Origin of the sequence: Micromonospora sp. NPDC005291 (assembly GCF_040607415.1) — a bacterium.
Classification (GTDB): Bacteria; Actinomycetota; Actinomycetes; order Mycobacteriales; family Micromonosporaceae; genus Micromonospora.
In genome coordinates this window covers 330,308-355,292 of the sequence record NZ_JBEXGR010000001.1, presented here as the reverse complement: position 1 = coordinate 355,292, position 24,985 = coordinate 330,308, and the positions used below count along the sequence as shown (strand labels likewise).

Sequence of the window (24,985 nt, the reverse complement as noted above, 5' to 3'; positions counted from 1 at the left end):
CAAACTTGACTGTTGGAGGTGCAGACGTGAGCACAGAGGTTCTCGAGCGTCCGGAGCTGAAGGACGCCGACACCGGTCCTGAGATGTTCCACTACGTCCGCAAGGAGAAGATCGCCGAGAGTGCCGTCATGGGCACCTACGTCGTCGCGCTCTGCGGCGAGACTTTTCCGGTCACCAAGGCTGCCAAGCCGGGTTCGCCGGTCTGCCCCAAGTGCAAGGAGATCTACGACTCGTATCGCGAGTGATCCTCGGCCGGCGTCCCGGCCGGCGACATAGCCTGCGGCGGTGACCACCTCCACCGCCCTGCTCCTCGCCGACCTGACCGGGGTTGCGGTGTTCGCCGCATCCGGGGCGTCGGCGGCGGTCGCCAAGCGGCTGGACCTGTTCGGCGTCGCGTTCGTCGGCTTCGTGGCCGCACTCGGTGGTGGGATCTTCCGGGACCTGGTCATCGACGAGGTGCCGCCGCTGGCCTTCGCCGACTGGCGGTACGTGGCCACCGCCGCGATCACCGCGCTCGCCGTCTTCTGGCTGCACCCACAACTGGCCCGACTGCGCACCACCGTCCTGGTGCTGGACGCGGCCGGCCTGGCACTGTTCACCGTGACCGGCACGCTCAAGGCGCTCGACGCCCGGGTGCCGGCGGTCGGTGCCTGCCTGATCGGCATGCTCACCGCGATCGGCGGCGGCCTCGGCCGAGATCTGCTCACCGCCGAGATCCCTGTCGTGCTGCGCCGGGAGATCTACGCGCTGGCCGCGCTGGCCGGATCGGTCATGGTGGCGCTGCTGTACGCCACCGGGCAGACCGGGCCCGCGCCGCTCACCGCCGCCGCCGTTCTGGTCTTCGGGCTGCGCCTGATCGCGCTGCGTCGGCGCTGGTCCGCCCCGGTGGCGACGCTGCGCCCGCCGCGTACCGGTGGGGCGGATCCGCGCACCGACCGGGAGTGGTGAGTCCGCGCAGGTTCCGGTGGTGGATGTGACCAGCGTGGCGTCGCCTGGGCCGTGGGACCCGCGCTGGTTATGCTGAGTCGGCCTTCGCGGCAGCTTCTGCGCGGAGGCGTTTTCATGGGCGGCGGTTTCGTGGCCCTCGCCCCGGATCCGCCGTCGTGCGGTCGGAGAGGAGCTTCGCGTGGCAGCCCGGACGCCGGTTCTCGAGACGTTCCCGGCGCTACGCGCCTGGCAGCGCAAGGCGCTGGTGGAGTACCTGCGCCGCCGCACCGAGGACTTCACCGCGGTCGCCACGCCAGGCGCAGGCAAGACCACCTTCGCCCTGCGGATCGCCGCCGAACTGCTCGGTGACGGCACGGTCGAGGCGGTCACCGTGGTCGCACCGACCGAGCATCTGAAGAACCAGTGGGCGGACGCCGCGGCTCGGGTGGGCGTCCAGCTCGACTCCGCGTTCCGCAACGCCGACGTGCACTCCGCTGCCGACTTCCACGGTGCGGTGGTCACCTACGCCCAGGTGGGGATGGCCCCGCAGGTGCACCGGCGGCGCACCATGACGCGACGGACCCTGGTCATCCTCGACGAGATCCACCACGCCGGCGACTCCCGGTCCTGGGGTGACGGGGTCAAGGCCGCCTTCGAGCCCGCCGTACGCCGGCTGATGCTCACCGGGACGCCGTTCCGCTCCGACGACAACCCGATCCCGTTCGTCAGCTACGAGCGGGGCGGAGACGGGCTGCTGCGCTCCCGCGCCGACTCGGTGTACGGCTACTCCGACGCGCTGCGCGACGGGGTGGTCCGGCCGGTGATCTTCCTGGCGTACTCCGGGGAGACTCGCTGGCGGACCAACGCGGGGGAGGAGCTGGCCGCCCGCCTCGGCGAACCGATGACCCAGGACCTGGTGGCGCAGGCGTGGCGTACCGCCCTGGACCCGGCCGGAGACTGGATGCCGCAGGTGTTGCGGGCCGCCGACGCCCGACTCACCGTGCTGCGGAACGCGGGTATGGCCGACGCCGGTGGTTTGATCATCGCCACCGACCAGCAGACCGCCCGCTCGTACGCCAAGCTGATCGAGCAGGTGAGCGGCGAGAAGGCCACGGTGGTGCTCTCCGACGACCTGGGCGCGTCCGCCCGGATCGCGACGTTCGGGGCGTCCGACCAGCGGTGGCTCGTCGCGGTGCGGATGGTGTCCGAGGGGGTCGACATCCCGCGACTCGCGGTCGGGGTCTACGCCACCAGCGCCAGCACGCCGCTCTACTTCGCCCAGGCGATCGGCCGGTTCGTCCGGGCCCGCCGGCCTGGGGAGACCGCGTCGGTCTTCCTGCCCAGCGTGCCGCACCTGCTCGGGCTGGCCAGCGAGATGGAGAACGAGCGGGACCACGTGCTCGGCAAACCCAAGGAATCCGACGGTCTGGACGACGACCTGCTGGAACGGGCGCAGCGCGACGACCAGGCCAGCGGGGAGTTGGAGAAGCGGTTCGCCGCGCTCTCGGCCACCGCCGAGCTGGATCAGGTGATCTTCGACGGGGCGTCGTTCGGCACCGGGGCTCAGGCCGGCACTCCCGAGGAAGAGGAGTACCTCGGCCTGCCCGGCCTGCTCACCGCCGACCAGGTTTCCCTGCTGCTGACCAAGCGGCAGGCCGATCAGATCGCCGCCCAGCGCCGCCGCACCGCCGAGCGGGCCGCTCAGCCGGCCGCTGCGGCCATTGCGGCGCCGCCTGCACCCATGAGCGCCGCCCAGCGTCGTGTGGCGCTCCGGCGCCAACTGAACGCTCTGGTGGCCGCCCGGCACCACCGGACCAATCAGCCACACGGCAAGATTCATGCCGAGTTGCGCCGACTCTGTGGCGGCCCTCCGAGCGCCCAGGCCACCATCGAGCAGCTTGAGGAACGCATCGCCACCGTGCAGACCCTCTGACGCCGCCCACCGGTCTCGGCTGGCCGCGTCACTCCATGATCACGCCACAACCAGGATGTAGTGGCCTCCTGGCCGATTCCAGGCCACTACATCCTGGATCGAGCACGATCATGGGCGCGGGGCGCGGGGCGCGGGGGGGTAGAGAAAAAGCCGACCGGAGACACCCTTGGGGTGCCTCCGGCCGGCTATGTCGGTTTGCGGATTTAGTTCGCCATCAGATCGGCGCCACGCCAACTGAAATCGGGCTCCGTCACGAACCGCTCGGTGATCTTCACGAGATCCTCCGCGTACTTGTTCGCGTGGTGCCCGCAGAACACCAGCTCGCTCCCACCCACCAGGGTGATCCGGAGCTTCCCGGCAGCATTGCAGCGGTCGCACCGTTCATCGGCGGCTGGGGGCGCCACCGTCTCGGGCGGCGGCGTGAGGGTCGAGTTCATCGCCTTCCTCCTCTGGTCGTCACCGATGAACAATCTCTTCGGTCGTTGCTCACCTATGGTGCAACACCCTTGCTAGGCACTGCCTTCCCTGTGTGCCCGCGGGGGACCGAGGTCACACATGGCAGGGACAGTGTGCCGTGCACCCAGGGTGCCACGTCAACGATCACATTCGTGCATCCGGACGATCACCATCTGGTGTTGCACACCAGGTGGTCAAAACGACACGTTCGGTTGACGAAACCCGCTCAGTCCAGGTAATCCCGGAGGACCTGCGACCGGGAAGGGTGACGCAGCTTGGACATCGTCTTGGACTCGATCTGCCGGATCCGCTCCCGGGTCACCCCGTAGACCTGGCCGATCTCGTCCAGCGTCCGCGGCTGACCGTCGGTCAGGCCGAAGCGCAGGCGTACCACACCCGCCTCACGCTCGGAGAGCGTCTGTAGCACCTGCTGGAGCTGGTCCTGCAGGAGCGAGAACGAGACCGCGTCGACCGCGACCACGGCTTCGGAATCCTCGATGAAGTCACCGAGCTGGCTGTCGCCCTCGTCGCCGATGGTCTGGTCCAGAGAAATGGGCTCCCGGGCGTACTGCTGGATCTCCAGCACCTTCTCCGGTGTGATGTCCATCTCCTTGGCCAGCTCCTCCGGCGTGGGCTCGCGGCCCAGGTCCTGGAGCAGCTCGCGCTGTATGCGGCCGAGCTTGTTGATGACCTCGACCATGTGCACCGGGATGCGGATGGTGCGGGCCTGGTCGGCCATCGCGCGGGTGATCGCCTGCCGGATCCACCAGGTGGCGTACGTGGAGAACTTGTAGCCCTTGGTGTAGTCGAACTTCTCCACCGCGCGGATCAGGCCGAGGTTGCCCTCCTGGATCAGGTCGAGGAAGGCCATGCCGCGCCCCGTGTACCTCTTGGCCAGCGACACCACCAGTCGGAGGTTCGCCTCCAGGAGGTGGTTCTTGGCCCGCTCGCCGTCGCGGGAGATCCAGCCCAGGTCACGGACCATCTCCCGGACGAGCTTCTCCTCGCCCTCGTCGGCCGCGCGCAGCTGCTCGGCGGCGTAGAGCCCGGCCTCGATCCGCTTGGCCAGCTCCACCTCCTGCTCGGCGTTGAGCAGCGGAACCTTGCCGATCTGCTTCAGGTACGCACGGACCGAGTCGGCGGAGGCGGTCAGCTCGGCGTCCCGCCGGGCCTGCTTGAGGGCCTCGGACTCCTCGTCGTCCCACTCGAAGTCGTTGTCGGTGGCCGAGGCTGCGGCGTCGGTCTCGGCGGCCTGGGCCAGCTCGGCCGGCTCCTCGACCACCACGTCCTCGATCGTGGCCGCAAGCTCCTCCGGGTCGATCTCGCCCTCGGCGCCCTCGCCCTTCGCCTTGCCGCCGGCCTTGGTCGGCTTGGCGCCGGCGGCCGCGGCCACCGTCGCCTTGGTGGCCCGGGTCGGCTTGGCCTCGGCGGAGGTGCCCGTGGCCTTGCGTGCGGCCACCTTGCGCGGGGCCGGCGTCGGCGCATCGTCACCGGCGGGCGCCTGCTTCGGGGCCGGCGCGGCGGCCTTCTTGGTGGTCTTGGCGGTGGTGGCCCGGGACGCCGGCGTGGTCGAGCGGGCCGCGGCGACGCGGGGGCGGCGGGTGCTCGCCGAGCCGTCCACCACGACGGTCACTCCCGCCTCGGAGAGCGCCCGCAGAATCTTCTTGGCCTGGGCCGGAGTCACCTCGGCGGACTCGACGGTGCGCGCGAGCTGGGCCGACGTGAGCTGGCCACCGGCGCTCTGCGCGTGGGCGATCAGGGTGTCGGTGAGCGAGCGAACGTCGGCGCCGATCTGGCGGGGTTCTGTCACGAATGACCTTCCGGAGGCGAAGAGCGGGCACGGCCGGGTCGTCCGGCACAGTGTGGGTCAACCGGGCCGGGCGATGTGGTTGAGGGCCCCCGTGTCGCGGACCGGCCGGTGGTCGGCGGTCCGTGGCGCGTGGGTAGGGGTGAATTGTAACGCCGTCGGTGGCGATCATCCTGCGCCGCACTGGGTAACGGCGGTGGGACCGCCGATTCGGCGCTGATGTGGACTTTGTAAGGATGATACTCGCGCGTGACCCGGAACACCCCGGTCGTGCGGGAAGGGGACGTTGGGATGGACCGTTCAGCGCCGTCACCACGGGAACTTTTGGCGATCGGTCTCGACATTACGCGGGATGCGGCCGCCACCGCGTACCGGATGCGGGTCGAGGGTGTCTCCGTGGCGGCGACCAAGAGCACGGTTACCGACGTGGTCACCGCGGCGGACCGGGCGGTCGAGCGGCAGGTGCTCGACGCGCTGCAGCGGTTGCGGCCGGACGACGCGGTGCTCGGCGAGGAGTACGGCACGAGGGACGCCGGGCCGGTCACGCCGGGCCGCGTGCGCTGGATCGTCGACCCGATCGACGGCACCGTCAACTACCTCTACGGGCTGCCGTACAGCGCGGTGTCGCTGGCCGCCGAGGTGGACGGGGTGGTGGTCGCCGGTGTGGTGCGCAATGTGAGCACCGGCGAGGAGTGGACGGCGACGGCCGGCGGCGGGGCCTGGCGCGACGGTGTCCGGCTGCGCTGCTCCGGCGAGGCCGACCTGGGGCAGGCGCTGGTCGGCACCGGTTTCGGCTACGACGCCGGCCGCCGCGCGCACCAGGCCCAGGTGGTGGCCGGGCTGATCGCACACGTCCGGGACATCCGCCGGCTCGGCGCCGCCGCGCTGGACCTCTGCCTCGTCGCGGAGGGGCGGCTCGACGCGTACTTCGAGAAGGGCCTCGCGGCCTGGGACCTGGCGGCCGGCGGACTGGTGGCCGCCGAGGCGGGTGTCCGAGTCGCCGGCCTGGCCGGTCGGCCGCCGGGGCCGGACCTGGTGGTCGCGGCCCCGCCCGCGCTGTTCGCGCCGCTGCACGACCGGCTTGCCGAGCTGGACGCCGCCGGCGGTCCCTGAGCGGCCGATCCGGCGGCGAGGCAGGTTGGTTACGCCGTCACCTGGCGGCAGGGGACGGGCAGGAGCCCTTGGGCGCCTGTGGCGCGCCCGAGTCACCGAGGGACTGGTTGACCTCGGTCGTGGTGGCGAGCTGCTGGAAGCCGTTGCCCAGCACCACGTCCACGGTGTCGTCGGTGCGTTTCTCGTCATAGCCCGGCACGGCGTTGTTGAGGAAGTACGCCTGCAGCAGGTGAGCGGAACCGACGCCCTTCGGGCCGTACCGCAGCACCGCGACGCCGTCGACCTGCTTTTTCTCGTTCGCAATTTTCTTGACCTGGAACTGCCGGTTGCTGAACTCGTCGGCGACGGTGCGGGCGAGGCCCGGCTGGTCGTCCGTGCCGTTGAGCACGTTGATCTTCACGTCCTTGCGCTCGCGCAGGTTGAGGTCGGCCAGCGGCCAGCCGTCCGGGCAGCCCGCGGCCGTGCCTGCCTTCCCCTGACTGTCCCGAACGATCGCGGTGACCACGAATGCCAGGGCCAGCACCCCCAGCAGGCCGACGACGACGAGTGCTCGCACTCGCGCAAAACTCATCTGGCACTCCCGGGACCTCAGGTGGATGGTGGCGGCCGACAACGATCGGACTGGCCGTCGGCCGTCGAATACGCCGCTGAGGTTAACGGTTGTCCGGCCGTCGCGTGGAAACAGCCCGACATGCCGGCGCGCCGACCGCGAACCGGGTACTACTACCCCTATCTTCGTGTCGCCTGAATCACATTGGGAACAACTTCGCGTGCGGGGGCGTACATCTCAGCCGCAAGGGCGGTATACATGCCTCGCCCAAGGGGGGGTAAGGTTCCGCGCTCGCAGGGGAGTCGCCCCAGCGAGCTCGACCCGTTCGGTCCTCGGGTCGGGTGCCCGACACAAGTGGTGGCCGGCCAACGGAACCGAAACAGCGTCGTCCGGCGTTACAACCGGAAGCGACAACATCGATATGGGAGAGTGAAAACCGATGGCCACCGACTACGACGCCCCGCGTCGCGACGAGGTCGACCTCGGCGAGGACAGCCTGGAAGAGCTCAAGGCCCGGCGCGTCGACTCACAGTCGGGCGCGGTGGACGTCGACGAGGCCGAGGTGGCCGAGAGCTTTGAGCTGCCCGGTGCCGATCTGGCCGACGAGGAGCTCACGGTCAAGGTGCTTCCGATGCAGCAGGACGAGTTCCGATGCGCCCGCTGCTTCCTGGTCCACCACCGTAGCCAGCTGGCGGTCGAGCGTAATGGCGAGCTGATCTGTCGCGAGTGCGTCTGACATCCACGACACCGGCGGCGGCCTCCTGAACGGGGCCGCCGCCGCCGGTGTAGGCATGCGGCCGTGGTGGGTACCTGCTTGACTCGTAGCGGGTAGCCACAGCACCGGGAGGTCCGACCCATGAGCGATCGAGGCGGCACCACCGATGGCGACGCGGACGACCTCGGCGCCACCGTCGCGGCGTTGACCGCGGACGACATCGAGCCGGCCCGACGCCGTCAACTGCTGACCCGCATGGTCGGGCAGGCCCGTGCCCGGGGCATCTCCGACCTGTTCAAGCCCCGTTCCGCCGTGCGCTGGATGGTCGACGCGGTCGCCGACGTCGCTCCGCACGTACCTGTGCGGGACCTGGACACTCTGCGCCAGCACTTTCCCGGCCTGGACGACGCCGCCCTGGCCGACAGGCTCATCCGCAACGCGTCCCGGACCACCGCCGCGATCGGCGCGGCCGGCGGAGGAGTCGCCGCCGTCGAGTGGGCGGTTGCCCCGGCCCTGCTCTCCGCGCCGGTGCTGCTCGCCGCCGAGACCGTCGCCGTGGTGGCCGTGGAGCTGAAACTGGTCGGTGAGCTGCACGAGGTCCACGGTGTGGCGCTGCCGGGCGCGGGCAGCCAACGGGCGGTCGCCCTGGTGCACTCCTGGGCCACCCAGCGCGGGGTCAACCCGATGGTGCCCGGCGTGGGAGTGGGCGCGGTGCTCGGCACCGCCGCCCGCAAGGAGCTGCGGGACATGCTGCTGCGGCGTTTCGGTCGCAACCTCACCACGCTCGGCCCGTTCCTGACCGGCGCGGCGGTGGCCGGCTTCCTCAACCGCCGGGCCACCCAGCAGATGGCCGACCAGCTTCAGGTGGACCTGCGCAGGCATGGCATCGCCCGGCCCGCGCCGCCGCAGGCCCTGCCGGGCCCGCCGACCGGCACCTGACGGGCCGCGTACGGCGTGGTTGTCAGGCCGTCTCGCCGGCCGGCCGGTCGACACGCGGGCGGATGGCGTCCCGCGCGGTCAGCACCGCGTCGGCCAGCTCGACCGGGTGCCGCGTGCTCACCACCCAGAACGGGGTCGGATCCGCCGGATCGTCGAGCACCACCTGCACGGCGCCGCTGATCCACGGTCGCTGTACCACGAAGGCGAGCGGGTCCGCGCCAACCCCGAGCACCTCACGGCGACCGGCCACGTCCAGCGGCACCACGTCGGCCACGAAGCGCACCGGCAGGCGGGCGTCGTCCACCCGCAGCTCGGAGTCGGCGACCCCGACCCGGATCCGGCCCAGCCACCACATGCCGGCCGCGGTGAGCGGCAGCAGCACGGCGAACGGCAGCCAGGTGCGGACGCCGGAGGCGCCCATCCAGATCTCGACGGCCAGCAGCCCCGCGGCCAGCAGCCCGACCAGCCACAGCCACCAGGGCAGATCCAGCCGTTCGGCGTACGTCGTGCGGGCGGCAACCGGCGGCTCATCGGCCGACGGGGAGGGCGACATGCTCACTCCTGCGAGGGTACGGCGCACGGCGGCTCGGCGAACCGGCAGGATGGCAGGGTCACCCCGAGAACCGGACAGAAGAGGGGACCCGTGACCGACGACGTACCCGTGCCCGTACAACTGCTCGACTCCGAGCTGCCGCTGCCCACGTACGCGCATCCCGGCGACGCCGGGGCCGACCTGGTGGCGGCCGCGGACGTGGAGCTGCCACCAGGTGGCCGCGCCCTGGTGCCCACCGGCGTGGCCATCGCCCTGCCGGAGGGGTACGTGGGCCTGGTCCACCCCCGCTCCGGTCTGGCGGCCAGGCTCGGCGTGACGGTGCTCAACGCGCCCGGTACGGTCGACGCCGGCTACCGGGGTGAGATCCTGGTCAACCTGATCAACCATGATCGGGATGTGCCGGCGAAGATCTCCCGCGGCGACCGGATCGCGCAGCTCGTGGTCCAGCAGGTCGCACGGGCGCGGTTCGAGCCGGTGGTCGAGCTGCCCGCGTCCCGGCGCGGGACCGGTGGGCACGGGTCCACCGGTGGGCACGCCGGGCTGGTGCCGTCGCCGGCGGGCCAGGACCGGGTCGAGCAGCGGCCAGATGAGCCGGGCCGCGGGCAGACGGAAGAGGTGGCAGGGTGAGTGTGAACAGCGGAGGGTGGGCGCAGTGATCTTCTCCCGAAAGCGGGCCGATGCCGAGCGGCACACCCGTGACGAGCGGGCCACCGAGGTCCCCGACCAGGGCGATGCGGCGCCGGCGCTGGTGCGCGGCCCGTACGACATCTCCGAGAGCTACGACGACGTGCAGCGACTCGACCTGGGCAGCCTGCACATCCCGGCGATCGCCGACGTGGAGGTGCGGGTGCAGGCTGACCCGCAGGGCGTGATCCAGCAGGTGGTGCTGGTGCACGGGGACAACGCGCTCCAGCTTGGTGTCTTCGCCGCCCCCCGGTCCGAGGGGATCTGGGGCGAGGTGCGCGAGGAGATCCGCGAGTCGCTGCTTCGCGATGGCGCGAGCGCGCAGGAGGTCGAGGGCGAGTACGGCCCGGAGCTGCACGCCCAGGTGCGCACGCCGGACGGCCCGACGAACCTGCGGTTCGTCGGCATCGACGGGCCGCGCTGGATGGTTCGCGGCGTGTTCCAGGGCCCGGTCGCCATCGACTCGGCCGCGGCCGGCCCGCTGGCGGAGTGCCTGGACGGCCTGGTGGTCGATCGTGGCCAGGAGGCCAAGCCGGTCCGCGAGCCGCTGCCGCTGCAGCTGCCCCGGGAAATCGCGGACCAGACCGACGCCGAGGCGGGCGACGCCGCCGCCGAGCCGCGCCAGGTCTGACCCACGCGCACCGGCCCGCCGGAACCAGCCCCGTCGGCGTACGCTGGCGGCACGGTTCCGGCGTCGCCGGGGTCGCCGGGGTCGGCCAGGGTCGGCAAGCGTGGAGAGGGTGACGCGGAGGTCATGATGACCGACGAGAGCCGGGTGTCGCTGCGGCGCATCCTGCAACGGTTCACCGCCAGCGAGGCCGAGATCGACGCACAGGAACTGCGTCGGGAGAGCGCCCAGTGCGGCGGCATCCCGGCCCAGCAGTGCTCCCGGGGCCAACTGGTCTCGGTCGCTGGTCGACTGCGCACGGTGGTCTACACGCCGCGTACCAACCTGCCCACCCTCGAGGCCGACCTGTACGACGGCACCGACGTGGTCACCCTGGTCTGGTTGGGTCGACGGCACATCGCCGGGATCGAGCCGGGCCGGCACCTGACCGCCCGTGGCCGGGTGGCGGTGCGCGACGACCGCAAGGTCATCTACAACCCTTACTACGAGCTGGACCTGCCGAAGTGACGGCTCTGCGGACGGAAGGCCGGCGATGACGACGGGACAGCACCGGGCGGCACAGCCGGAGACCGGCCCTCAGGACGAGGAGCGGCTGCCGACGATCGCCGAGCAGATGGCCGACCAGCTCGGTGGCTGGCGAGGGCTGGTCGAGTCCAGCATCCCGGTCGTGGTCTTCGTCATCGCCAACGTCATCGGCGACCTGCGGCCGGCGGTGATCGCCTCGATTTCCGTCGCGCTGTTGATCGCCGGGCTGCGGCTGGCCCAGCGCCGGCCGATCCGGCACGCCGTCAACGGGCTGTTCGGCGTCGGCTTCGGTGCGGCCATCGCCTGGCGCACCGGCGACGAACGAGATTTCTACCTCCCCGGCATCCTCTACGGCATCGGCTACGGCATCGCCCTGCTGATCTCGGCGGCCATCCGGCAGCCCCTCGTGGGCTGGATCTGGTCGGTGCTCGTCGCCAAGGGCCGCTCGGAGTGGCGGGACGACCCGAAGCTGGTGCGCACCTTCACCCAGCTGACCGTGCTCTGGGGCGTGGTCTGGCTGGCCAAGGTGGGCGTGCAGGCCGGGCTCTACCTGGCCCACCAGGACACCGCGCTGGGCGTGGCCCGGCTGGCTCTGGGCTACCCCCCGTACGCGCTGCTGCTGCTGATCACGGTCTGGACGGTGCGCCGGGTCACCCGGGAGTCGCAGCCGACCCCGCTGCCCGGCGCCTGAGCGGGGCTGGGCCACCCGGCGCGTTTCCGGCGGCTCAGCGTGAGCTGCGGGTCCGTTCGACGCTGTCCGGCCCGAGGATCACCGCGCGGACCTCGTCCTCCACCTCAGCGGTGCAGACGAAGATCAGCTCGTCGCCGGCCTCGATCGGGTCGTCCGGGCTGGGCACCAGGACCCGCTTGCCGCGCAGGATCGCCACCAGCGCGGCGTCGCGAGGCAGCGGCACGGCGTGGATCGGCTGACCGACGTAGGGCGCGGTCGGCGGCAGGGTGATCTCGACCAGGTTCGCCTCGCCCTGCCGGAAGGTCATCAGCCGCACCAGGTCGCCGACGGTGACCGCCTCCTCGACCAGCGCGGCCATCACCCGCGGCTTGCTCACCGCGACGTCCACGCCCCACTGCTCGGTGAACAACCACTCGTTCTCGGCCCGGTTGACCCGGGCGACCACGCGGGGCACCGCGAACTCGGTCTTGGCGAGCAACGACACCACCAGGTTGGCCTTGTCGTCGCCGGTGGCCGCGACCACCACGTCGCAGCCCGCGATGTTGGCCTCCTCCAGGCTGGCCAGCTCGCAGGCGTCGGCCAGTACCCAATCGGCGGCCGGCACCCGCTCCGGGCGGAGCATCTTGGGTTGGCGCTCGATCAGCATCACCTGGTGGCCGTTGTCGATCAGCTCCTGGGCGATCGAGCGGCCCACGTTGCCCGCGCCCGCGATGGCGACCCGCATGGCTCAGTGCCCCCCTTCCGGCGGCGTCGCCGCCACCGACGTGACCGTCGCCACGATGTCATCGCTGACCAGCATGAACACCTGGTCACCCTCCTGCACGACGGTGGAGCCGGTGGGCAGCGTGCCGATGCCGAAGCGGATCAGGTAGGCCACCCGTGCCCCGGTCGCCTCCTCCAGCGTTCGCACCGACCGGCCGATCCAGTCCTTGTGCACCGGGACCTCGACGATCGACACCGTGCTCGTGGGGTCGCGGAAGATCTCCACGTTGCCCTCCGGCACCAGGTGCCGCAGCATCCGGTCGGCCGTCCAGCGCACGGTCGCCACGGTGGGGATGCCCAGCCGCTCGTAGACCTGCGCCCGGCGCTGGTCGTAGATGCGGGCAGCGACCCGGGACACGCCGAACGTCTCGCGGGCCAGCCGGGCCGAGATGATGTTGGAGTTGTCGCCGCTCGACACCGCCGCGAAGGCGTCCGCGCGCTCGATGCCGGCCTGTCGCAGCACCTCGCCGTCGAAGCCAGCCCCGGTAACCGTGATCCCCGCGAAGTCGGGGCCGAGCCGGCGGAAGGCGTCGGCGTCCTGGTCGATCACCGCCACCGAGTGCCCCCGGGACTCCAGGCTGTGGGCGAGGGTCGACCCGACCCGGCCACATCCCATGATCACGACGTGCACGCTGTCCCTCCCAAGGTGCGTACCGCACCGGTTGCCGGTGGCCTCCGAGTGCGAGCCTGCCACGTCCCGGTGGGAAGCGGGGACCGACCGTACCCCGTCCTGCCGGACAGCGGGGATCGCCCACCCCCGCGCTCCCGCCGTGGTGGTCGTACTCTTGGCGTTCGTGGCCAGTCCCACCTCGCTGCTGAAGCGGCTTCTCCTCGGTCGACCGTTCCGGTCCGACCGGCTCCAGCACACCCTCCTGCCGAAGCGCATCGCGCTACCCGTGTTCGCCTCCGACGCGTTGTCCAGCGTCGCGTACGCGCCCGACGAGATCCTGCTGACCCTCTCCATCGCCGGAGCCTCCGCGTACGTCTTCTCGCCGTGGATCGCCCTGGCGGTGGTCGTGGTCATGCTGACCGTGGTCGCCAGCTACCGGCAGAACGTGCACGCCTACCCCTCCGGGGGCGGGGACTACGAGGTGGCCACGGTCAACCTGGGCCCGAAGTTCGGCGTCGGCGTGGCCAGTGCCCTGCTGGTCGACTACGTGCTCACGGTGGCGGTGTCGGTCTCCTCCGGGGTGGCCAACCTCGGCTCGGTGGTGCCGTTCGTGGCCACCCACAAGGTCATGATCGCGGTGGCGGCGGTGGTGCTGCTGAGCGCGGTGAACCTGCGCGGCCTGCGCGAGTCGGGCACCGCGTTCGCCATCCCCACCTACGGCTTCGTGATCGTGATGGGCGCGATGCTGCTCACCGGGCTGGTCCGGGTCTTCGTACTGGGTGACGAACTCCGCGCGCCAAGCGCCGATCTGGTGATCCAGGCCGAGCACAGCGTGACCGGTTTCGCGCTGGTCTTCCTGCTGCTGCGGACGTTCAGCTCGGGAGCCGCCGCGCTCACCGGAGTCGAGGCGATCTCCAACGGGGTGCCGGCGTTCAAGGCGCCGAAGAGCCGCAACGCCGCCACCACCCTGCTGCTGCTCGGCACCATCTCGGTGAGCATGCTGGTCGGGATCATCTGGCTGGCGCGGCTGACCCACTTGCAGTTCGTCGAGGACCCGGGCCTCCAGATCCTCTCCGGCCCCGAGGGGTACGTGCAGAAGACCGTCACCACCCAGCTCGGCGAGACCGTCTTCGGCTCCGGATCGATCCTGCTCTACGTGGTGGCCGGGGTGACGGCCCTGATCCTGTTCCTGGCCGCGAACACCGCGTTCAACGGCTTCCCGGTGCTCGGCTCGATCCTCGCGCAGGACCGCTACCTGCCCCGGCAGTTCCACACCCGGGGCGACCGGTTGGCGTTCTCCAACGGCATCGTCTTCCTCGCGCTCTTCGCGATCGTGCTGATCGTCGGCTTCCAGGCCGAGGTGACCCGGCTCATCCAGCTCTACATCGTCGGGGTCTTCGTCTCGTTCACCGTCTCCCAGGCAGGCATGATCCGGCACTGGAACCGGCACCTGCGGACCGAGCGGGATCCGGAGGCGCGCCGGCGGATGCACCGGTCCCGAGCCATCAACACGTTCGGCATGGGCCTGACCGGCACGGTGCTGGTGATCGTGCTGATCACCAAGTTCCTGCTCGGCGCCTGGATCGCGATCGCCGCGATGGCGGTGATCTACCTGTTGATGTTGGCCATCCGTCGGCACTACGACCGGGTCGCCCTGGAGTTGACCCCGCCGGACGAGGGTCGCGCCGTGCTGCCCGCCCGCAACCACGCGATCGTGCTGGTCAGCAAGCTGCACCAGCCGACGCTGCGGGCCATCGCGTACGCCCGGGCCACCCGGCCGGACACGCTGACCGCCGTGACCGTCAACGTGGACGACAAGGACACCCGGGACCTGCAGGCCGACTGGGAGCGGCGGGAGATGGCCATCCCGCTCACCGTCGTCGACTCGCCGTACCGGGAGATCACCCGGCCGATCCTGGACTTCGTCGCCTCCACCCGCCGCAAGTCACCCCGGGACGTGGTGACCGTCTTCATCCCGGAGTACGTGGTCGGCCGCTGGTGGGAGAACCTGCTACACAACCAGAGCGCGCTGCGCCTCAAGGGCCGGCTGCTCTTCGAACCGGGGGTGATGGTGGTCAGCGTGCCGTGGCAGCTCGCCTCGACAGCGAACAAGAATCTGGACCGGCTGGACGCCACGCTGTCCCGGACCCCGGCCCGGGGGCCGCGGCGTACGGTGGCGCCGCTGGTCGCCGCCCCGCCGGTGGTCTCCGCACCGCCCGGCGAGGGTGGCCCGGCGGACAGCGGAACGAGCGGAGACGGCCGTGACTGAGCGGGGCGGGCAGCAGACCACGACACCTCCGGCGTCGGAGCGTGGCCTGGTCGAGGCGGAACGGGTCGAGCTGACCGTCGACGCGGTCGCCCCTGGCGGGCACTGCGTGGCCCGGGTGGACGGGCAGGTGGTCTTCGTCCGGCACGCGCTGCCCGGTGAACGGGTCATCGCCGAGGTCACCGAGGTGCACCCGGGGTTCGTCCGGGCCGACGCGGTGACCGTGCTGGAACCCTCACCCGACCGGGTCGAGCCGCCCTGCCCGTACGCGAAGCCAGGCGCCTGCGGTGGCTGCGACCTGCAGCACGTCGCCCCGGACGCGCAGCTGGCCTGGAAGACCGCCGTGGTGCGCGAACAACTGGTCCGTCTCGGCGGGCTGACCGACGTCGAGCTGGACCGGCTCGGCGTCCGGGTCGAGGCGCTGCCCGGCGGGCTGCTGGGCTGGCGCTCCCGGGTCCGCTACGCGGTGGACGCCGCGGACCGGGCCGGCCTGCTCAAGCACCGCTCGCACGAGGTGGTGCCGATCGACCGCTGCCTGATCGCCCACCCGGCCATCCAGCAACTGCCGGTGCTCATCCCTACCGGCGTGCGCTGGCCGGCCGCCGAGGCGGTGGAGACCATCGCCAGCACCGGCGGGGACGTGACCGTCACGGAGGTCCGCGACGGCACGCCCACCCCGGTGAGTGGGCCGACCGAGGTCCGCGAGGTGGCCGCCGGACGGGACTGGACGCTGCCCGTGTCCGCGTTCTGGCAGGTGCACCCGGCCGCCGCGGACACCCTGTCCACGGCGGTGCTGGAGCTGCTCGATCCCCAGCCGGGCGAGGTCGCCTGGGACCTCTACGGCGGTGCCGGGCTGTTCGCCGCCGGGCTGGCCGCCCGGGTCGGTGCGACCGGCCGGGTGACCCTCGTGGAGGCCGCGGCGCAGGGTGTCGCCGCAGCCCGGGAGAACCTGGCCGACCTGCCCCGGGTCGAGGTGGTGTCGGCCCGGGTGGAGACCGCGCTGGCCCGCCGACGGATCACCGGCCCGGTCGACGTGGTGGTGCTCGACCCGCCGCGCGCCGGGGCGGGCGCCCCGGTGGTCCGCGCGCTGGTCGCCGCCGGCCCACGGGCGATCGCGTACGTGGCCTGCGACCCGGCTGCCTTCGCCCGGGACGTGCGCACCTTCGCCGAACTCGGCTGGCGGCTGACCGCGCTGCGTGGCTTCGACCTGTTCCCGATGACGCAGCACGTCGAGCAGGTCGGGCTGCTGCTCCCGCCGGCATGAGTGACCCGCTGACGGTCGTCGGGCTGATGTCGGGGACGTCGTACGACGGGGTGGACGTCGTCGCGGCGGAGTTCAGCGTCGAGGGCGACACCCTGTGGCTGCGGCCATTGGGGCATCGTGGCCTGGACTACGACGAGCGGCTGCGGGCCGAGATCGCCGCGCTGCTGCCCCCGGCGGCCACCACCATCGAGGCCGTCTGCCGGCTCGACAACCGTCTGGGCGAGGTCTTCGCCGAGGCGGCGGTGGTCGGCCTGGAGCTGGCCGGTGGGCGCGCCGACGCGGTGGTCTCTCCGGGTCAGACGGTCTTTCACTGGGTCGCCGACGGGGTGGCCCTGGGCACCCTGCAACTGGGCGCGGCGGCCCGGGTGGCCGCCCGGGTCGGCGTACCGGTGCTCAGTGACCTGCGTTCGGCGGACATCGCCGTCGGCGGGCAGGGCGCGCCGCTGGTGCCGGCCTTCGACGCGTTGCTGCTCGACGGTGCCGCCGGGCCGCGCGCGGCGCTGAACCTTGGCGGCATCGCCAACCTCACCGTGGTCGCGCCGGGGGCCCCGGTGCTCGGGTACGACGTGGGCCCGGCCAACGCCCTGCTGGACGCGGCGGCCCAACGCTTCCTGGGCCGGCCGTGTGACCTCGACGGTGAGCGGGCGGCGGCCGGCCGGGTGCACCCCGGGCTGCTCGCCGCGCTGCTGGCCGAGCCGTACTACGCGGCAGCGCCACCCAAGTCCACAGGCAAGGAGCTGTTCCACGCCGGCTACCTGGACCGGCACCTTGCCGCGCTCGGTGCGCAGGTGCCGGTGGACGACCTGCTGGCCACGCTGACCCAGCTGACCGCGCGGGTGGTTGCCGCCGAGTGCGATCGGCACGGCGTGGTCGAGGTGGTCGCCGCCGGTGGTGGTGTGCGCAACCCCACCCTGCTGGGTCGGCTCGCCGCGCTCGGTGCCGGCCGGTGGCGGCTGCGCGGCAGCGACGAGTTGGGCGTCCCCGCGCAGGCCAAGGAGGCGTACGCCTTCGCGCTGCTCGGCTGGCTGTCCTGGCACGGACTGCCCGGGTCGATCCCGTCGGTGACCGGCGCCACCCGGGGCGCTGTGCTCGGCTCGTGGACACCGGCCGGGCCGGCGTACCCCGGCATCCCGACCGACCCGCCGCTCCGGCTGCGCATCCGGCCCTGACCAGGCACGCGGCAGGTCGCCCGCGCTGGGCCGACCGCGGTCTGACCAGGCGCTCAGCCGTCGGCCGCGGGGGAGCCGGGCTCGGGCCGGGCTGCGGAGTACCGCACGGCCGATAGACTCTCTGGTCATGAGTGTTGAAGAGGACACGGCCAACCACGGCCGGCTGCTGGGGACGGTGCGTAGCCCGCAGGACGTCAAGCGGATGTCGGTCGAGGAACTGGACGTCCTCGCCGCCGAGATCCGGGACTTCCTGATCGCCAAGGTCTCCCGCACCGGCGGGCACGTCGGGCCCAACCTCGGTGTGGTCGAGCTGACGCTGGCCATGCACCGCGTCTTCGACTCCCCCCGTGACCGGCTCCTGTTCGACACCGGCCACCAGTCGTACGTGCACAAGATCCTCACCGGGCGCCAGTCCGGCTTCGACAAGCTCCGCCAGCGCGGTGGCCTCTCCGGCTACCCCAGCCAGGCGGAGAGCGAGCACGACCTCATCGAGAACTCGCACGCCTCCACCGCGCTCTCCTACGCCGATGGCCTGGCCAAGGCGTACGCCCTGCGGGGCGAGGCGCGCAGCGTCGTGGCCGTGGTCGGCGACGGCGCGCTCACCGGCGGCATGTGCTGGGAGGCGCTGAACAACATCGCGACCGCCGGAAACTCCCTGGTGATCGTGGTCAACGACAACGGCCGGTCCTACTCGCCGACGATCGGCGGCCTGGCCGACCACCTCTCGTCGCTGCGGCTCAACCCGGGCTACGAGAAGGTCCTCGACACGGTCAAGGACGCCCTCGGCTCCACTCCGCTGGTCGGCAAGCCGATGTACGAGGTGCTGCACGCGGTCAAGAAGGGCATCAAGGACGCGGTCGCCCCGCAGGCCATGTTCGAGGACCTCGGCATCAAGTACGTCGGCCCGGTGGACGGGCACGACGTGGCGGCGGTCGAGTCGGCGCTGCGCTCGGCGAAGAACTTCGGCGGCCCGGTGATCGTGCACGCGGTCACCCGCAAGGGCTACGGCTACCGCCCCGCCGAGGAGGACGAGGCGGACTGCCTGCACGGCCCCGGCAGCGCCTTCGACGTCGAGACCGGTGCGCTGCTGGCCGCCCCGTCGGTGAAGTGGACGCACGTCTTCGCCGACGAGCTGGTCGCGATCGCCGACGAGCGCCCGGACGTGGTGGGCATCACGGCCGCGATGGCCGAGCCGACCGGCATCGCCAAGCTGGCCCGCAAGTACCCCGAGCGGGTGTACGACGTGGGCATCGCCGAGCAGCACGCCGCCACCTCGGCGGCCGGGTTGGCGCTCGGCGGCCTGCACCCGGTGGTCGCCGTCTACGCCACCTTCCTCAACCGCGCCTTCGACCAGGTCCTGCTGGACGTGGCGATGCACAAGCTGCCGGTGACCTTCGTGTTGGACCGGGCGGGCATCACCGGCCCGGACGGCCCCAGCCACTACGGCATCTGGGACATGTCGGTCTTCGGGGTGGTGCCCGGGCTACGGATCGCCGCTCCCCGCGACGCCGCCACGCTGCGGGAGGAGCTGCGCGAGGCGATGGCCGTCGACAACGGCCCGACCGTGGTGCGTTTCCCGACCGGCGCGGTCGCCGCGGACCTTCCGGCGCTGCGCCGGGTCGGCCCGGTCGACGTGCTGGCCGAGTCGGCGCGTACCGACGTGCTGCTCGTTGCCGTCGGCTCCTTCGGCCAACTGGGCATGGAGGTGGCCGCCCGGGTCGCCGAGCAGGGCTACGGGGTCACCGTCGTCGACCCCCGCTGGGTGCGCCCGGTCCCGGCCGAGCTGGTCGAGCTGGCCGCCAGCCACCGGCTCGTGGTCAGCGTCGAGGACGGCGTCCGGGTCGGCGGGGTGGGCGACGCGCTCGCCCAGGCGATGCGGGACGCCGACGTCCGGGTGCCGCTCAAGGACCTGGGCGTGCCAGCCGACTGGCACCCGCACGGCACCCGCGCCCAGATCCTCTCGGACCTGGGTCTGACCGCCCAGGACGTGGCCCGCAACGTCACCGGCTGGATCTCCGGGCTGGACGCCGCCCCGGACCGCCTGACGCCCGCCAGTAACGCCTCCGCGCAGAACTGACCCACAACACGACAACGGCGGGCGGCCCCTCCGGGGACCGCCCGCCGTCGCGTCACGCCCTCTGGCGGGTCAGTTGGGTTTCACTGAGCGGTAGTGGGTCTTGTCGGTGTTGGCGAGGCTGTAGGTCTGGGTGCGGGGCGGGCTGGGGATGACCACCAGACCGGGGTGTTCGACCAGCAGGGGAGTTCCCGGCGGAACGGACAGGGAGCTGTCCCGAGTGGGGCGCCAGCTGAGCACCACCAGCGGCTGACCGGGCACCGGCAGTTGGTACGCCTGCAACGGGGTGGCCCGGTCGGCGGGCGAGACGACCGGCGCGCTCCCGTCGGCCGGTCGGTAGACCACCGCCGTCATCGCGCCGGCGTCCGTGTCCCAGCTGAGCTGCTGCAACTCGGCTGCCTCGCCACCGCCGAGGGCGACCTCACCGAGCGACCGAACGGTGAGCTTCGCCATCGGCCAGGACGTCGGCACCGAGCGCGGCGCATCCCGGTCGCCGATCCGGCGCGGAATGCTGCCGAACGGGCCTCGGTCGCCGGCCAGCACACAGGTGTCCAGGCCGGTGAGAGCCCGCCGTCCCGTGCCGGACTCGTCGCGGACCAGCGGGTAGCGCGGATCGACGGTGCCGGTGCCCAGGTCGAGCAGCCGGTCGGCGGCCCGCCCGCGGGGCAGTGACTCGGTGGTTCGCAGGGTCGCGGTCACGGCGACAGCCGTGCAGGACGGCACGTCGACCGGCGCGCTGAGGCCGTCAGCGACGGTCAACGTCCGATCCTGTGGCCCCACCAGGGCCTGCACCCGGGCGGAGACCAGGTAGCGCCGGCCGCCGGCGGTCTGCACCGGCAGCACGTCGGAGTAGACGAGGTAACCCGGGTCGGTGTACTCGGTCGCGCGGGTCACGGCGTACCGGTCGCCGTCGCGGGTGAGTTGCAGCAGCCAGGAGGCGCTCTCGCCCGGCACGTCGGCGGCCACGAGGGCCACCGGGGCGCCGTCGACCCGACCGGAGAAGAGGATGCCGGACGACGGCAGGTGCGCGCGGTCGTCGGCCGGCGACCGCCAGGCACGGACCGACTCGGTGACCGCTCTCGTCGCCGTGGCGTCCCCCGAGAGGTCGCCTCGGGGCGGCCACACTGTCAGCGCGCCATCCAGGCTGTCGTACCCGACTCGCAGGTCCTGCGGCTTACGGTCGGCCACCGGACCACAGGCCGTGGTGGCCAGCAGCGCGCTCAGCAGGACGGGAAGCGCCCTGCCGTACCGACGGCCTGGAGTCACCTGGCCCGCCCCCCGATCGCCTCGCCATCGCTGTCGGAAAGCGCCATAGTACGAGATGTCCGATGCGGGGCCTCAGGTGGCCGTCGCCGGACCCACCACATTGGACACCACCGGGGCTTTAGTGCGTTTTGGTTGCTCCGGTAGACTCCGCCGACTGTGACGCCTGCCGAGTCCCGCGCCCTGCCCGCGCCGCATTCGGAGGCGGCAGCCGGCTCCGACGAGATGGTGAGCTATCGCACTCCGGTCGGCCTCTTCGCCGGCCCCGCCGCGCTGACCAGCACATCCACCGCTCCGGTCGAGGCCCGCGGTGCCACCGGCTCCACACTCGCCGCTCCAGCCGAGGACGCCCCGCCCGAGGACGCGGTGACCGTACCGCCGGTGGCGTGGTGGCGTCGGTGGACTCGGCGGCGGCAGCACCTCGCGGTGGGCGGGCTGTTCCTGCTCGCCGCGCTCTGGGTGACCAGCCGGATCTGGCTGGACCCGTCCGGCCGGGTGGCCTCGCTCTACACCGGGGACCCGGCCCAGGTGCAGTTCTTCCTCGCCCACTCGGTACGCGTGGTGCTGCACGGCGAGTACCCGTTCTACACCGAGCAGTTCAACTACCCGGACGGCGTCAACCTGATGGCCAACACGGCCGTGCTGGCGCTGGGCATCCCGATGGTCCCGGTGACGCTGCTCTTCGGGCCGGCGGTCTCCTTCGTCCTGCTGGTGACGCTCGGTCTCGCCGGCACCGCCATGGCCTGGTACCTCATGCTCTCCCGCCACCTGGTGCGTACCCCGCTCGCGGCGGCGGTCGGCGGTTGGTTCTGCGGGTTCTCGCCCGCGATGCTCTCGCACGCCAGTTGGCATCCGAACATCATCAGCCAGTTCCTGCTGCCCTTCATCGTCTGGCGGGTGCTGGTCCTCACCCGCTCCCGCCGGCCGGTCCGTGACGGGGCGCTGCTCGCTCTGCTGGTCGTGGCGCAGGCGTTCATCAACGAGGAGATTCTGCTCTTCACGGCGCTGGCCTGCGGGGTCTTCCTGCTGGCCGTGCTGGCCCAGGAGCCGGTCCGCTGGCGGGCGGCGTGGCGGCCCCTGGGCGCCGGCGTGGTGACCTGCGCGCTGCTGGCCGGGGCACTGCTGGCGTACCCCCTGTACGTGCAGTTCGCCGGGCCGATGGCCTACCACGGGCTCAGCGATGCGGTGCGGGACTACGGCAACGACATCGCCGCCTTCTTCGCCCCCGGCTCGCCCACCCTGGGCGGCAACCAGCGAGCCAACATCAACCTGGCGCCGAACTACTCCGAGGAGAACGCCTTCTTCGGCTGGAGCCTGTCGCTGCTCGCCATCGGCATCGTGGTCTGGCTGCGCCGGGAGTTGATCGTTCGAGCGCTCGCGGCGACCGGCCTGTTCTTCGCCGTGCTCTCCCTCGGAGAGCGGGTCTCCTGGTGGGACCGGGAGCTGGTCAGCGGGCCCTGGCAGTGGTTGGTCCACCTGCCGCTGCTGGACGCGGTGGTGCCGACCCGGTTCGGTCTGATCACCAGCGTGGTGATCGGTCTGCTGCTCGCGCTCGCCGTCGAGCGGGCCTGGGCGCTGCGCCCGGCCGACCAGCGCACCGTACGGATGCTCACCGCCGCAGGCCTGGTGTTCGCGCTGCTGCCGATCGCTCCGATGCCGCTGCGGGTGGTCTCCCGGCCGCCCGTGCCGGACTTCATCACCGCCGACCGCTGGCGGGCGTACGTCGGGCCGGACCAGACGCTGGTGCCGATCCCGGTGCCCAGCATGGGTAACACGCACGGCATGCGCTGGGCGGCGGCCACCAACCTCGACTTCAAGATCCCCGGCGGTTACTTCCTCGCACCCCGGAACGGCAACACCGGTGACCCGGGCCGGTTCGGCGGCCGACCCAGCGGGGTGGGCCAGGCGCTGGAGGAGGTGGCGGCCACCGGTCGTACGCCCAAGCTCGACGACCGGCAGCGCCGTCGATTCACCGACGAGCTGCGGCACTGGCAGGCGGCCATCCTGGTGCTGCCGGTGCGGCAGCACAACGCGGAGCCGCTGCGGCGTACGGTCGAGGAGTTGGTCGGCCCGGGGCGTCAGGAGCTGGATGTCTGGGTCTGGGACGTCCGGGGTCTGGCCGGCTGACCCAGGCGGCGGCTAACCCACCAGGTCGCGGACGTCCCAGACCCAGACGTCGTCGACCCGCTGCGGCGGCCCGATCAGGCCGGTGACCAGCTCGCGCAGCACCGCCTCGCGCGGGTGCGCCCCGAGGACCACCACCGACGCCCGCCAGAAGCGCAGATCCTCGACGGCCTGGCGGCGGTTCTCGTCGGTGAGCACCGGGACCGCGTCACGGTCCATCGTGGAGTAGATGAGGCTGCTGGTGGGCCGGTTCGGCGCGCCGAACACGCCCTCGCCCAGCTCGTTCGGGCCGATGAAGTAGCCGCCCGGGACGGGGAACTCCTGCTCGGTCAGCGCGCTCCAGCGCAGCGTCGGCAGGCCGTGCACGTTGCTCGGGATCGGCACCGGCACCAGGGTCCGGCCCGCTGGCACGTACGGCCGCCAACCGCCGGCGGTGATGAAGTGCGGCGGCGGGTCCATCTGCTGGGCGGGCAGCGGCCGGGGGAAGAGCGGCAGCACGGCGAGGGCGACCGCCGCGTACCCCACCGGGCGCAGCCACCGTCGGCGCGCCGCGACCGGCGCGGGCGTGGCCGGCTCGTCGGACGCCGCCGGGGCCGGTTCGCCGGTCCGCTGGGCCGGCACCCGGGGCCGGTGGGCCACCGGGCGCCCCTGGCGGTAAGCGGCGTCCCAGGTCAGCGCCAGGAGTACGCCCACCGCGGCGGCGACCACCAGCGTCAACCGGGTCGGCATCATCATCTCGACCAGCGGCAGGTCGTCCGACACGTACGACCACGGACCGCGCACACCGGTCTCCACGCCGTTGAAGCGCACCCACGGCCCGATCGCGGCCACGCTGAACACCACGATGAGCACCGCGACGATTCGCGTGGCCAGCGACCGGCGCACGAGCAGCACCAGAGCTACCAGCGAGAGCAGCACCAGCGGCCAGCCGAACCAGGTGTTCTGCTCGGTCAGCCCGATCGTCTTCTCCACCTCCGGGTCACCGGCCCAGGTGTCCCGGGCGAAGGTGACGAAGGCGACCAGGTCCTCACCCCAGTTGTGGAAGACGCCGCCCTGCAGGCCCCGGTAGGACTGTGGGCCGTTGAACTGGAACCAGATCGGGTACGCCGCGAGCAGCAGGGCCAGCCCGCCGGCGACGCCGAGCCCGGCCAGGAACGTGCCGGCGACGGCCCGCGTGGCCGCCGGCCGCTGCACGGCGTACGCCAGCACGATGACCAGGCAGGCCAGCGCGGTGAGCAGCAGCATCTCCTCGTTGATGAAGATCTGGTACGTCACCAGCGCCCCGAGCACCAGCCCGTTGCGCCGCCAGCGGCCCGGCTCGCCCAGGCGCAGCACCCGCACCACGATCAGCGGCAGCAGGAAGTTGGACACGAAGTTGGGCTGGCCGTTGGCGTGGTGGATGATTCCCGGCGCGAAACCGAGGAACGCGCCGCCGACGAAGGCCGCCGCCCGGGAGCGCACCAGGTGGCGGGAGAGCATCCAGTACCCGGTGCCGGCGGTGGCCGCCAACGCCCCACCCAGGTAGAGCGCGTACATCACCTGAGGGCCGAGCAGCATGGTCAGCGGGGCAAGCGGCAGAGTCACCCCGAGCAGTGAGGTGTTGGCCATCATGTTCACCCCGTCCGGGGCGTTCTGCTGGGCCGTGAACAGCGGGTTCTCCAGGTGCCGCACCGAGTACGCGCCGTGCGCGAACAGCCACTCGAACCAACTGTGGTCGGTGGGCAGGTGCGAGGAGACCCGGCCGGTGACGTCACCCCAGTAGTTGAGGCAGACGAAGATGCCGAGCACCACATAGGCTCCGAGGGCCAACAGGTCGGCTCGGGCCGGGCGGCGTCGAGGCCGCCGTGTCGGCTCGACCTCGACCGGGTCGGCGTCGATCACGGGATTCAGCGAAGGGTTTACCACCGGCACGGCCACGACGCGCCATCGTAC

The 24,985-nt window shown here is 72.0% G+C and carries 23 protein-coding genes; 15 read left to right on the top strand and 8 right to left on the bottom strand.

Going from position 1 to position 24,985, the window contains the following annotated elements; translation table 11 throughout:
- Positions 1–26: 26 nt before the first annotated feature.
- From ABZT18_RS01565 to ABZT18_RS01555, 3 genes are all read left to right on the top strand, one after another.
- Complete coding sequence (locus ABZT18_RS01565) at positions 27–245, top strand: DUF3039 domain-containing protein (protein WP_088946800.1); 219 nt, start codon at positions 27–29, stop codon at positions 243–245.
- 40 nt (positions 246–285) lie between these two features.
- On the top strand, positions 286–948 hold the full coding sequence (locus tag ABZT18_RS01560) for a trimeric intracellular cation channel family protein (RefSeq protein WP_354993313.1): 663 nt from the start codon (positions 286–288) through the stop codon (positions 946–948).
- Between the two features lie 178 nt (positions 949–1,126).
- Positions 1,127–2,860, top strand: a complete 1,734-nt coding sequence (locus ABZT18_RS01555) for a DEAD/DEAH box helicase (RefSeq protein ID WP_354993314.1) — start codon at positions 1,127–1,129, stop codon at positions 2,858–2,860.
- Positions 2,861–3,063: 203 nt separating this feature from the next.
- Here the strand turns inward: ABZT18_RS01555 and ABZT18_RS01550 are convergent, their stop codons facing one another.
- Complete coding sequence (locus ABZT18_RS01550) at positions 3,064–3,297, bottom strand: hypothetical protein (RefSeq protein ID WP_354993315.1); 234 nt, start codon at positions 3,295–3,297, stop codon at positions 3,064–3,066.
- 245 nt (positions 3,298–3,542) lie between these two features.
- Positions 3,543–5,126, bottom strand: a complete 1,584-nt coding sequence (locus ABZT18_RS01545) for an RNA polymerase sigma factor (protein ID WP_354993316.1) — start codon at positions 5,124–5,126, stop codon at positions 3,543–3,545.
- Between the two features lie 288 nt (positions 5,127–5,414).
- Between ABZT18_RS01545 and ABZT18_RS01540 the strand changes: the two genes are divergently transcribed.
- Entirely contained in the window at positions 5,415–6,236 is an 822-nt protein-coding gene (locus tag ABZT18_RS01540; protein ID WP_354993317.1) for an inositol monophosphatase family protein, read from the top strand.
- Positions 6,237–6,273: 37 nt separating this feature from the next.
- Here the strand turns inward: ABZT18_RS01540 and ABZT18_RS01535 are convergent, their stop codons facing one another.
- The gene (locus ABZT18_RS01535) at positions 6,274–6,792 is read right to left on the bottom strand and encodes a LytR C-terminal domain-containing protein (RefSeq protein WP_354993596.1); all 519 of its coding nucleotides are present in this window, start codon (positions 6,790–6,792) and stop codon (positions 6,274–6,276) included.
- A 433-nt stretch (positions 6,793–7,225) separates the two neighbouring features.
- On the opposite strand from ABZT18_RS01535, the gene ABZT18_RS01530 reads away from it, so the two are divergent.
- Positions 7,226–7,522, top strand: coding sequence for a DUF4193 domain-containing protein (locus tag ABZT18_RS01530; RefSeq protein ID WP_007075406.1), 297 nt, complete (start codon positions 7,226–7,228; stop codon positions 7,520–7,522).
- 120 nt (positions 7,523–7,642) lie between these two features.
- Entirely contained in the window at positions 7,643–8,440 is a 798-nt protein-coding gene (locus tag ABZT18_RS01525) for a hypothetical protein (RefSeq protein ID WP_354993318.1), read from the top strand.
- A gap of 22 nt (positions 8,441–8,462) precedes the next feature.
- Here the strand turns inward: ABZT18_RS01525 and ABZT18_RS01520 are convergent, their stop codons facing one another.
- Positions 8,463–8,993: a DUF3093 domain-containing protein gene (locus tag ABZT18_RS01520; protein ID WP_354993597.1), complete on the bottom strand. Its 531-nt coding sequence runs from the start codon at positions 8,991–8,993 to the stop codon at positions 8,463–8,465.
- A gap of 90 nt (positions 8,994–9,083) precedes the next feature.
- Here ABZT18_RS01520 and dut point away from each other — a divergent pair, with 90 nt between their 5' ends.
- The 4 genes from dut (at position 9,084) to ABZT18_RS01500 (ending at position 11,521) form a co-directional block, all read left to right on the top strand.
- Entirely contained in the window at positions 9,084–9,620 is a 537-nt protein-coding gene (gene dut / locus ABZT18_RS01515) for a dUTP diphosphatase (RefSeq protein ID WP_354993319.1), read from the top strand.
- Positions 9,621–9,645: 25 nt separating this feature from the next.
- Entirely contained in the window at positions 9,646–10,308 is a 663-nt protein-coding gene (locus tag ABZT18_RS01510; protein WP_354993320.1) for a DUF3710 domain-containing protein, read from the top strand.
- Between the two features lie 123 nt (positions 10,309–10,431).
- Positions 10,432–10,812 carry an OB-fold nucleic acid binding domain-containing protein gene (locus ABZT18_RS01505; protein ID WP_354993321.1) on the top strand — a complete coding sequence of 127 codons (381 nt, stop codon included), beginning with the start codon at positions 10,432–10,434 and terminating at the stop codon, positions 10,810–10,812.
- Between the two features lie 25 nt (positions 10,813–10,837).
- Positions 10,838–11,521, top strand: coding sequence for a DUF3159 domain-containing protein (locus ABZT18_RS01500; RefSeq protein WP_354993322.1), 684 nt, complete (start codon positions 10,838–10,840; stop codon positions 11,519–11,521).
- A 34-nt stretch (positions 11,522–11,555) separates the two neighbouring features.
- Here ABZT18_RS01500 and ABZT18_RS01495 read toward each other — a convergent pair whose 3' ends face one another.
- Positions 11,556–12,245 (bottom strand): TrkA family potassium uptake protein, encoded by a 690-nt coding sequence (locus tag ABZT18_RS01495; protein ID WP_354993323.1) that lies wholly within the window; start codon positions 12,243–12,245, stop codon positions 11,556–11,558.
- Between the two features lie 3 nt (positions 12,246–12,248).
- Complete coding sequence (locus tag ABZT18_RS01490) at positions 12,249–12,914, bottom strand: TrkA family potassium uptake protein (protein ID WP_354993324.1); 666 nt, start codon at positions 12,912–12,914, stop codon at positions 12,249–12,251.
- A gap of 163 nt (positions 12,915–13,077) precedes the next feature.
- Here ABZT18_RS01490 and ABZT18_RS01485 point away from each other — a divergent pair, with 163 nt between their 5' ends.
- The 4 genes from ABZT18_RS01485 (at position 13,078) to dxs (ending at position 19,669) form a co-directional block, all read left to right on the top strand.
- Positions 13,078–15,162 (top strand): APC family permease, encoded by a 2,085-nt coding sequence (locus ABZT18_RS01485; protein ID WP_354993325.1) that lies wholly within the window; start codon positions 13,078–13,080, stop codon positions 15,160–15,162.
- On the top strand, positions 15,155–16,423 hold the full coding sequence (locus ABZT18_RS01480; protein WP_354993326.1) for a TRAM domain-containing protein: 1,269 nt from the start codon (positions 15,155–15,157) through the stop codon (positions 16,421–16,423). Before ABZT18_RS01485 ends, ABZT18_RS01480 begins: the two co-directional genes overlap by 8 nt.
- Positions 16,420–17,592: an anhydro-N-acetylmuramic acid kinase gene (locus tag ABZT18_RS01475; protein WP_354993327.1), complete on the top strand. Its 1,173-nt coding sequence runs from the start codon at positions 16,420–16,422 to the stop codon at positions 17,590–17,592. Before ABZT18_RS01480 ends, ABZT18_RS01475 begins: the two co-directional genes overlap by 4 nt.
- Before the next feature lie 127 nt (positions 17,593–17,719).
- Positions 17,720–19,669 (top strand): 1-deoxy-D-xylulose-5-phosphate synthase, encoded by a 1,950-nt coding sequence (dxs, locus tag ABZT18_RS01470; RefSeq protein ID WP_354993328.1) that lies wholly within the window; start codon positions 17,720–17,722, stop codon positions 19,667–19,669.
- Positions 19,670–19,738: 69 nt separating this feature from the next.
- Here dxs and ABZT18_RS01465 read toward each other — a convergent pair whose 3' ends face one another.
- Positions 19,739–20,893 (bottom strand): hypothetical protein, encoded by a 1,155-nt coding sequence (locus ABZT18_RS01465; protein ID WP_354993598.1) that lies wholly within the window; start codon positions 20,891–20,893, stop codon positions 19,739–19,741.
- Positions 20,894–21,088: 195 nt separating this feature from the next.
- Here ABZT18_RS01465 and ABZT18_RS01460 point away from each other — a divergent pair, with 195 nt between their 5' ends.
- The gene (locus ABZT18_RS01460; protein ID WP_354993329.1) at positions 21,089–23,056 is read left to right on the top strand and encodes a hypothetical protein; all 1,968 of its coding nucleotides are present in this window, start codon (positions 21,089–21,091) and stop codon (positions 23,054–23,056) included.
- Between the two features lie 12 nt (positions 23,057–23,068).
- Here ABZT18_RS01460 and ABZT18_RS01455 read toward each other — a convergent pair whose 3' ends face one another.
- Entirely contained in the window at positions 23,069–24,964 is a 1,896-nt protein-coding gene (locus tag ABZT18_RS01455) for a hypothetical protein (protein WP_354993599.1), read from the bottom strand.
- Positions 24,965–24,985: the final 21 nt, after the last annotated feature.